Raw genomic sequence first — 8,920 nt, 5'->3', positions numbered from 1 at the left:
ATCTACTCCAGACCACGGCTATATTACCAGTAATCCAGAGTCTTCACCAACATCATTTGACTGTTATCATATCATCTCCTTTTTCTATTCGGGAAAGGTCCAGATAATTTTTGACTGTGAATTCAAGCCTCTCTAAATTCCTTACCGCCGAATCAAGAGCCTTCCTCTGCTTAAAATTCATCATCCCCAGGAAACCATCTCTTACCGAATGGACACACATTATTGCCGAGCCCAGTATCCCTTTCAGTTCATGGGAAACAAACCCCAGCACATCAAGATAATTTCTATTCAGGTCCAGGAGGTTCTCATTAGAACACCTAATCTTCTTCACTTTTTTATGGTAGTAAAATAATACGGTAAGCAGCGCTCCGCTAAGAATTATAATTGCAAAACAGAACAGTAATTGATTATTCATTTATTTTCTTACAGCAGGAGTTCGCGGTAGCAGTTTGGCTCGTCTCTGTGTTCAATCTCGGGGCCAGAGACGGTTCCGAGCATATCGAATCCGCAATCCATTGACTCTGTATTCAAAGACAACTCCACAATGAAGGCGTCAGCCTCTCCCCTAAAATCTCAACGCCTCTGCCCAGGCGGGGAGAATTTAAGCATATGTCATCTATCCCGGGAATAACCCCAAAGACTTTTAGGTTAGCCATTTCTTCAATGACCTGGGGATTAGTTTCTTCAACTATTCCCCTCTTTTGATAACGGTTCAGGATAATCCCCAGAATTTTGTAACTACACAGGCGCTCCAATTTCTTGAGTACCACTTGACTATTCGGAGAAAATTGTGTATCATAACATAGCATGAATAACAACGAGCTTGCAAGTAGAATCTCAGCGCTGCCAGTAGGGGATGAATTAGTAAAGACGCTGCCTCTTTCAGATGAAGTATTAACCACTCAAAGTATGCTTGACCTTCAGAAAAAAATGGATGATGCGCTTAAAACAGACCCTGCCCTCAAAGAATACTATGAGAAGCTTAATCTGGCAAAAAGACTAAAAGAGGCAAATGAGCAGGTAATTTCTGCCTGGGCTGAGCAGGCAGTGGAATATAAAGAATAAAGTTATTTGGATTATGGAAGGGGAGTACTTTTATGTTTGGAATGTGGATGGTTGGTATTTTCTGTTCGCCGTTGTATTTCCTTATTAGAAAAAGATGGGGAGCATTTATTCTTAATCCAATTTTTTATCTGATGGGTTGGTTAACTATATGGTTTTTTGGAATAGGGTTGATTTTTTGGATTATTGGAATAGCTCATGCTATGTGGGATCTCAGGCTTAAAGAAACCCATAGTTTAATGGAAAAACAAGCAGAATTAATTGCTAAAAAGATGAAAGAGAAACAGGAGTAGATTTTCCTAACTAGAATTCAGATGTGGCGACGACGTTGACCCCGTTAGATAGAAAAACTTATCTAACGGGGTTGAGGTATTATGTGGATGCTTGCCCCGTAGAAAATCGAAGATTTTTGTACGGGGTGTTTCCGGAAGATCTATAGGAAGCGGCAGAGATGCTGGCGCAGAAGTAATATTATTTAGATTGTAGAGAGGGGTTTAAAGAGTTAAAAAATCTGTGCTAAATGTGTTGACATTTAACACAGAATAGCGTATACTTATTTTAATGGGGAACATTTACTGGGATCCAACTAAAAATCAAAAGTTAAAAACTGAACGAGATATTTCATTTGAAGAAATATTGGTTTGTATTGAAAATCAGCAAGTATTGGCTATTATCCAAAATCCCAGTAAAAAATACAAGAACCAGAGAGTCTTTGTTATGGAGTTAAACAATTACGTTTATTATGTTCCATTTGTTAAGACGGGAGATGATTTGTTTCTCAAAACTATTATTCCTAGCCGTAAGTTAACTAAGGAATATTTGAGACAGGGAGGCGATTAAGATGCGTAATTATCAACTTGATAAAGAAGAACAAGAATTATCATCATCTATTGAAAGAGGAGAGTGGAAACCAGTTAAAAATATGGCGGCAGAGATCAAGAAATATGCTAAATATGCCAAAAATGCCTTGAAAAAAGATCAGAGGATTAGTATCCGTATGTCCAAGCAGGATTTCATTGGTATTCAACGCAAAGCCGTAGATGAGGGTATTCTATATCAAACACTGATTACAAGTATAGTACATAAATATCTGAATGGTAAATTAATACCAAAGGCATAAAGACTTCAGATGTGGCGACGACGTTGACCCCGTTAGATAGAAAAACTTATCTAACGGGGTTGAGGTATTATGTGGATGTGTTTCCGGAAGATTTAGAGGAGGCAGCTGAGGCGTTGACGCAGAGGTAAAAGAGAATATTTGTTGACAAAAGGCACACAAGATGCTACAATTATAATAGAATGAAATTATTTGAATGGAATAGTGAGAAGAACGTTCAATTAAAAGAGGAGTGCGGGATATCCTTTGGGGATATTGTATTTTACATTGATAGAGGAGATGTATTGGATATTGTTCCACACCCACAGCAAAGTAAATATCCAGGACAGAGGATGTTTATAATAAACGTAGAGAACTACGCATATTTAGTTCCTTTTATAGAAAGTGAAGATGTAATCTTTTTAAAGACAATAATTCCAAGCCGTAAGGCAACGAAAAAATATCTGAGGGGGTGATAAGCATGAAAATAAAAGAAAAAGATAAAAAAATTCTTGAGGCTTACGAGCAGGGTACTTTTAAATCCATTCCAAACGTTAAAAAAGAAATTGCGCGGTATCGTGAATATGCGAAGTCTACTTTACGCAAGAATAAGAGAATAAATATCAGGATATCGGAAGCAGATATAATGCATATTCAACGTAAGGCTGTAGAAAACGGGCTACCTTATCAAACATTGATATCAAGCGTACTGCATAAATATGCCGATGGAAATCTTATCGAAAAAGCAGTGTAAATTCACCAAATGTTCCTAAAAAAGATTAGAAGGGTCAGGGGTCAGGTCTCAACACTTGACAGAATTTTATCTCTATGATATTATCGTAGTGGTGAAAGGATAATGTCATGGCCCGCCCACTGAGAATAGAATACGAAGGCGCCTTCTATCATGTTATCCAGCGCGGAATAGAGCGAAGAGACATTTTTATAGCCGACAGCGATAAACAAAGGTTTCTTTCTTATTTTGATTTCGCTCATACCGGATATGGCGCAATCATCCATACCTATATCCTCATGAATAACCACTATCACATAATTCTTGAAACCCCCTGGGGAAACCTAAGTAAGGTCATGCACTATCTCAACACAAGCTATGCCACATATTATAATGCCCAAAGAAAAAGAGTGGGACCGCTTTATCAAGGCCGATATAAAGCTATTTTGGTCGAACAAGACGAGTATCTTCACCATCTTTCAAGATATATCCATTTAAACCCAGTCAGGGTAAATCTTGTAAAAGACCCCAAAGAATATCACTGGAGCAGCTATCATTATTTTACTTCTCCCAAAGTTAAACCGCCAAGATGGCTCAATACAGGTTTTATCCTCTCAATGTTCGATGATAAGATTCTACAAGCAAAGAGATTATACAAAAACTTTGTTATGGAAGCTATCGGAGATGAAAAAGATATCATAAGGAAAAATACGATAAAAGGCTTTATTCTGGGAAGCGAAGAATTTGTGGAAAATATAATAGATAGATTCATCCATGGCGAAGAAAATCCCGAAATTCCCATCATAAAAGATTTGAAGCAAAGAAAAGAACCTTCCTTAGAAAGGATTAAACAGGTCGTAGAAGAAAATGTACCAACTAATAAGAAATTGCAGAGGAAACTTTGTCTATATCTTTCCCGCAAATATACACAAAAAACGCTTAACCAAATAGCTGACTTTTATGGTAGAATAACCGATGCAGGTGTATCCCAAGCATTCAGGCGAACTCAGAACAAAAGGAAAGAGGATAACACGCTAAACAAACTACTGATAGGGTTAGAAAAACATGCGAGTTTGTTGAATGTTGAGACCTGACCCCCTAGTATACACGGACTACGAGCAAAAAGATGACTCAAGAACTGAGGCAGTGAGGTTGGCATTCAAGTATAAATTTTAGAGAAGGAGTGAATCTATGCCCTGGCTTAAATTTGATGAGAAACAATGGGAATAGCTTAAAGAGGCGCTTGAGCGTGTAGTAAATGTGGCTAAAGAGATTCAACTAGAGATGAAGCGCGCGAATAACTTAAAGGAAAAGGAATTGAAGGAAAAAGAGGTCTAAATGGCAGAACTTGTCTTAAAACTTTTAGGAATTTTATTTGGGGTTTTGGCCAGGACATTGGTTCCCTATTTAAGAAAATTAAAGCAGGGAAAAGTAAAAAAATTCTGGAATGGATACTGGATTCAGGCTGTGGCTTCGCTTGCCTTAGGGGTAATGACTACGCTTTTGATATTCCCACAATTTAATGTGGCTAAACCCGGCGTTGGCCTTGAGGCTTCGGTTAAATTATTTTGTCTTGCCTTTGGATTTGGTTTTGGGTGTAATAGTATAATTGCTGAAGCAGCTAAATGGGCAGAAAAAGGAAAAAATAAAGGAAGTCATAACTATACTTTCGATGGATTAAGGCATAACAATGAGACTTCACTATTGCTAAAAGATAGAGAGAAAGCTAAGAGGACAATAGAATACTTTGCACAAATAGAGTGAATATAGTAAAATAAATATAATAAAGGAGAAAAACAATGGGCAATTCAAAAGTTATGTATCTTCAACCAGACCAGAAAGAGAAAAAGTCAGAATCGCTGGTAATCGAAGATACAAATAATAAGCACGAATACCACCTTAATGAAATAAAGAATAAAATTATCGTGGGGGACACTTTTAAGATTCTTCCCAAAATGCCAGAAGAAAGCGTCGATTTAGTGTTTATCGATCCGCCATATTTTTTACAGCTGCCAAATAATAAAGCATTGCGAAGATGGACGGTCAATACAGTAGTCGAAGGCGTAAATGACGCGTGGGATAAGTTCTCATCTTTTCAAGAATATGACGCATTTATTCAGAGACTACTTACAGAAGTAAAAAGAGTGATGAAGCCCAAGGCCACAATTTGGGTTATCGCAACATACCACAGCATTTTTAGAATTGGGAAGATCATGCAGGACATGGGTTATTGGATACTTAACGATGTAATATGGGTAAAAACTAATCCCATGCCAAACTGGTTAGGTGTAAGATTTACAAATGCAACTGAAAACCTTATCTGGGCTGTGAAAGATAAAAAAGCTAAGGGACATTTTTTTGATAAAGAGCTTGCAAAAAGTGTTGGCGTTGGAAAGGTAGGGGCCAACGTGTGGGTCTTACCACTGTGTTGGGGACATGAGAGGCTTAAGGATAAAGAAGGAAAAAAATTACATTCCACGCAAAAGCCAATAGAATTACTTAAAAGAGTGATACTAACTGCCTCTAAAAAGGATGACGTAGTTTTGGACCCTGTGGCTGGAACCGGCACAACAGGCTATGTTGCGCAAGCACTAAATAGAAATTTTATCATGATAGAAATCAATCAAAAATATGTAGATGGTATGGTTAAAAGATTCAAGCACCCATTAAGGATAAGCCAACAACCCTTGATAGACAAGCAAATGGAAAATAAGTACATGGAAATGGAGAAAAGCAAATGAATTACGGGAAGTTTTGCGCGATACTGAATAAGCATATATTTGAAGGCGAAAAGAAGGAGCTATTAAAAAGAATTGCAGAAAGACCAGAGCGTTTTATAGGATTGTTTAGACCGACAAAACCAGGAGCTAAAATTCTTCAACACCTTTTACAGTCTCATGAAATTAGATTTGGAGACGCTATCGAAGAGGTTATCGAGGAAAATCTAAAGGAATTTGGGTTTGAATTATTAGACAAAAGCATAGACAGTAAAGAGGGTGAGCCCTTAACTCTTGATCAGCATTTCAGAAAAGGTAAGATGGTCTATTTCATCGAGCAAAAAGTCCGCGACGATCACGATTCTACAAAAAAGAGAGGGCAAGTAGCCAATTTTGAGTCAAAACTCGAAGTATTATACGAAAAAGAAAAAACCAACTTAGCAGCTATTATTTATTTTATAGATCCTGATTTAATAAAAAATAAGAATTATTACGACCAAGAGATAAAAAGATTATCTTCTTTTTACGGAATCAAAATCTATTTATTTTATGGGAAGGAGTTATTTGAATTTTTAGGGCGCTCTGAATCCTGGGAACAAATGCTTACCTGGTTAAAGCAATGGAAAGATTCTTTACCTGAACTACCTGAGATTAACTTAGATAGCAATCCAAAGGAAAGTCTCGAAGAGATAAAAGCGCTGGAATTGCGTAATTGGAGAAAGTTTTTAGAAAACGAAAGGCTATGGGATGAAGGAATAGTCAAGGCGATATTTAGAAAAGGCGAAACGCTGAAACTATTGTTAGAATTCTTTAAGTCCCAAGATAGCATTCCCTATAAAAAACTAGCCTCTCTTCTTAATCAGAGACTCCAAAAATATTTCTGAAGACATCTTAACGCCTGCCGCGAACAGACCATTACCTACCTGAGAAGAACCCCATATAACGCAAATATGAATGATTTTTAGGGCATTCTAGAGACGTTATCTAACCTCTTTGGGACCCAAAAAGGCAAAAAGCGCTTTCCCGACGATAAACCACCAAAAAATACGCTCTAAAGGCCCCGCAGTTAAAAGATAATAAGTCTGTCCATATAAAACCATTGCCCTTTTCTCGACGAGAGTCACTCCTTAAAAAAATTACCTTCGGTAATAACTATTTAGGTTATTTTCAGTGGTTAGGAAAGTTTTACTTGTGCCCTTTGGGGGTATACTTTCCTATACCATAAAAAAAGTGGTTCTTTCGTAATTATTGTGGAGTAATTTATATAAGGCGTTGAAAAATAAGGGGAAATAAAAAAACATCGATTACCGCGAAAACCTGATATAGTTTAGTTCTCTAGAACCAACTAATCAGGGAGGTAATCGATGCAAGTATATGGTATCAAAAAAAGGTTAAAAATACCAGAATATAAAATAACTGAGATTATGTCTGAGAATGAAACAGAGATACATTTACGGTTAGAACCATAAAGGTATCAGAAGAGGGCGTCGGCCTAAAGAGGGTAGGAAAAATAAAGACTTGACATCAAATCAGTTGTTCATTATAATGAACGAATAGAACAATATAATGAACAATCAAAAAATCAAAAAACACCTCTACCACTATACTCCTTTAAAGATACTCTCCTTTATCTCTAATCATCCGGGAGAAGTATTTTCTGCCAATGAGATCTTCCGAGTAACTAAATCTAGCAAGGGTGCAACCAATCAAATATTGAGATTGCTTTTAGAATTGGATATCCTATCCAGAGAAAGAAAGGGCAATCTATTCTTATACAGACTCAACGCGGATAATTTTGTCTTAAGGCAATTCAAGATATTTGAGAATTTGCTAGGTCTTCAAGGGTTGGTGAAAGAAATTCAAAAATATTGCTATGAGATTGTTCTCTTTGGGAGTTGTGCAGATGGCTCTAATATTAAAGAAAGCGATATAGATTTGTTTATTCTTACAGAATATAAAAAAGAAGTAAGAAGAATTGTTGCTGAATATAAAACTGTTGATGTAAAGTATCAGGCAATCATCCAGGATCCTTTAGAATCTGTCTCATCAAAAAAAGAGGACAGCGTATTCCATAGACAGATAGAAAGGGGCATAACCCTTTGGAAAGGAAGGCCAACTTATGAAGAAATACGACCTTAAGGAAGCACTTGAGAAGAAGAAAATCATTTCTTTTCCCGTCGGTCCCAAGCTTATTTCTAAAGAATTGGAGGCAGCCAAAGAGGATCTATTTGATGCTAAAGATTTATTTTCTAGAGAGCGTTTTAAATCTGCAACTACTTTAGCCTATTATGCAATATTTCATACCGCAAGGGCGCTTCTGTACAAAAAGAGGTATCGAGAAAAAAGTCATATCCAATTAGCTTTTGCCATTAAAGCGTTCTATGTAGATGAAGGACTGCTTCCACAGAAATACTATGATAACTTTATTCAGGCGTTGGTTTGAGAGGCTCGACAGAAAATAATAATAAAAAATTGTTGCAAAAATAAATAAATATGGTATAATTTTAATATGGAATTTGAATATAACACAAACAAATCAGCAGCAAACAAGAAAAAGCATAGGGTAACCTTTGAAGAGGCCGAGGTTCTCTGGGCAGGAGATAACGTTATTTTACTGGCAATTACTAAAGGAGAACAAAGGTATATGATTATTGGTAAAATAGGACCAAACTTATATTCCTGCATTTTCACCACCAGAAGAGAAAAAATAAGAATAATCTCATGTAGAAGGACTAGAGACAAAGAAAGGAGAATATACCATGAAAAAATTAAAGAAAGAAATAACATCTAAAGAATTTGATAAGAGGTTTGATAGTGGAGAGGACATGGCAGATTTGCTTGATATCAAGAAGGCAAAGGTCAATAAACAAGTCCAGAGAATTAATATTGATTTTCCCATTTCCTTTTTGAGAAGAATAGACAAAGAGGCAAGAAAAATTGGTGTTGCTAGAACAGCCCTAATTAAAATTTGGATGGCAGAGCGATTAGAGCCTATTGCGCATTAATTGAGTTATGATAAAAAAATTAGGTAATGGCTAATGAAAACGGACCAAAATTTTGCTAAAATAATACATTATGAAGCGGCGATGTCCAAGATGCAGCCATCACTGGGCTTGGAAACTTAAAGATGGCAGATACAAATGCCGCAAGTGTGCTTACAAATATACCTTTAAAAGTATCTGGGATGCATTCAGGATTCCCGAAAGTGATAAAAAGAAACTTTTGGAATACTTTGTTTTGGGAGTTCCTGCTTATCGGCTTCGATTTAGAAGCAAAGTATCTGATGAAACGATAAAGAAGTTCTTCAGAGTCATT

17 protein-coding genes are annotated in these 8,920 nt (G+C 36.7%); 14 read left to right on the top strand and 3 right to left on the bottom strand.

The features are described from left to right. Positions 1-52: 52 nt before the first annotated feature. A complete protein-coding gene (locus tag B9J78_06715; protein ID MBA2124603.1) occupies positions 53-415 on the bottom strand; it encodes a hypothetical protein in 363 nt (120 codons plus the stop codon). 112 nt (positions 416-527) lie between these two features. After that, positions 528-809, bottom strand: a complete 282-nt coding sequence (locus tag B9J78_06710; protein ID MBA2124602.1) for a hypothetical protein — start codon at positions 807-809, stop codon at positions 528-530. Between B9J78_06710 and B9J78_06705 the strand changes: the two genes are divergently transcribed. From B9J78_06705 to B9J78_06640, 14 genes are all read left to right on the top strand, one after another. Next, entirely contained in the window at positions 808-1,065 is a 258-nt protein-coding gene (locus B9J78_06705; protein ID MBA2124601.1) for a hypothetical protein, read from the top strand. The genes B9J78_06710 and B9J78_06705 overlap by 2 nt on opposite strands. Before the next feature lie 32 nt (positions 1,066-1,097). Beyond that, positions 1,098-1,355 (top strand): hypothetical protein, encoded by a 258-nt coding sequence (locus tag B9J78_06700; protein ID MBA2124600.1) that lies wholly within the window; start codon positions 1,098-1,100, stop codon positions 1,353-1,355. 268 nt (positions 1,356-1,623) lie between these two features. Further along, positions 1,624-1,902: a hypothetical protein gene (locus tag B9J78_06695; GenBank protein ID MBA2124599.1), complete on the top strand. Its 279-nt coding sequence runs from the start codon at positions 1,624-1,626 to the stop codon at positions 1,900-1,902. A gap of 1 nt (position 1,903) precedes the next feature. Further along, complete coding sequence (locus B9J78_06690; protein ID MBA2124598.1) at positions 1,904-2,182, top strand: antitoxin; 279 nt, start codon at positions 1,904-1,906, stop codon at positions 2,180-2,182. A gap of 179 nt (positions 2,183-2,361) precedes the next feature. Further along, positions 2,362-2,634 (top strand): toxin, encoded by a 273-nt coding sequence (locus tag B9J78_06685; GenBank protein ID MBA2124597.1) that lies wholly within the window; start codon positions 2,362-2,364, stop codon positions 2,632-2,634. Between the two features lie 5 nt (positions 2,635-2,639). Then, complete coding sequence (locus tag B9J78_06680; GenBank protein ID MBA2124596.1) at positions 2,640-2,912, top strand: antitoxin; 273 nt, start codon at positions 2,640-2,642, stop codon at positions 2,910-2,912. A gap of 107 nt (positions 2,913-3,019) precedes the next feature. Continuing rightward, positions 3,020-3,982 (top strand): hypothetical protein, encoded by a 963-nt coding sequence (locus tag B9J78_06675; GenBank protein ID MBA2124595.1) that lies wholly within the window; start codon positions 3,020-3,022, stop codon positions 3,980-3,982. A 244-nt stretch (positions 3,983-4,226) separates the two neighbouring features. Next, entirely contained in the window at positions 4,227-4,652 is a 426-nt protein-coding gene (locus tag B9J78_06670) for a hypothetical protein (protein ID MBA2124594.1), read from the top strand. A gap of 53 nt (positions 4,653-4,705) precedes the next feature. Continuing rightward, positions 4,706-5,629 carry a DNA modification methylase gene (locus B9J78_06665; GenBank protein MBA2124593.1) on the top strand — a complete coding sequence of 308 codons (924 nt, stop codon included), beginning with the start codon at positions 4,706-4,708 and terminating at the stop codon, positions 5,627-5,629. Continuing rightward, a complete protein-coding gene (locus tag B9J78_06660; GenBank protein ID MBA2124592.1) occupies positions 5,626-6,489 on the top strand; it encodes a hypothetical protein in 864 nt (287 codons plus the stop codon). Before B9J78_06665 ends, B9J78_06660 begins: the two co-directional genes overlap by 4 nt. A 682-nt stretch (positions 6,490-7,171) precedes the next feature. Then, the gene (locus tag B9J78_06655; GenBank protein ID MBA2124591.1) at positions 7,172-7,744 is read left to right on the top strand and encodes a hypothetical protein; all 573 of its coding nucleotides are present in this window, start codon (positions 7,172-7,174) and stop codon (positions 7,742-7,744) included. Beyond that, the gene (locus B9J78_06650) at positions 7,725-8,048 is read left to right on the top strand and encodes a hypothetical protein (protein MBA2124590.1); all 324 of its coding nucleotides are present in this window, start codon (positions 7,725-7,727) and stop codon (positions 8,046-8,048) included. Before B9J78_06655 ends, B9J78_06650 begins: the two co-directional genes overlap by 20 nt. Before the next feature lie 66 nt (positions 8,049-8,114). After that, positions 8,115-8,396 carry a hypothetical protein gene (locus tag B9J78_06645; GenBank protein ID MBA2124589.1) on the top strand — a complete coding sequence of 94 codons (282 nt, stop codon included), beginning with the start codon at positions 8,115-8,117 and terminating at the stop codon, positions 8,394-8,396. Next, the gene (locus tag B9J78_06640; protein ID MBA2124588.1) at positions 8,386-8,610 is read left to right on the top strand and encodes a CopG family transcriptional regulator; all 225 of its coding nucleotides are present in this window, start codon (positions 8,386-8,388) and stop codon (positions 8,608-8,610) included. Before B9J78_06645 ends, B9J78_06640 begins: the two co-directional genes overlap by 11 nt. Before the next feature lie 55 nt (positions 8,611-8,665). Here the strand turns inward: B9J78_06640 and B9J78_06635 are convergent. After that, the coding region (locus B9J78_06635; protein MBA2124587.1) for a hypothetical protein at positions 8,666-8,920 on the bottom strand (255 nt) is incomplete at its 5' end.

This window comes from bacterium Unc6, assembly GCA_013626165.1.
Taxonomy (GTDB): domain Bacteria; phylum Omnitrophota; class Gorgyraeia; order Velesiimonadales; family Velesiimonadaceae; genus Velesiimonas; species Velesiimonas alkalicola.
This window is presented reverse-complemented; position numbering and strand designations above follow the sequence as displayed.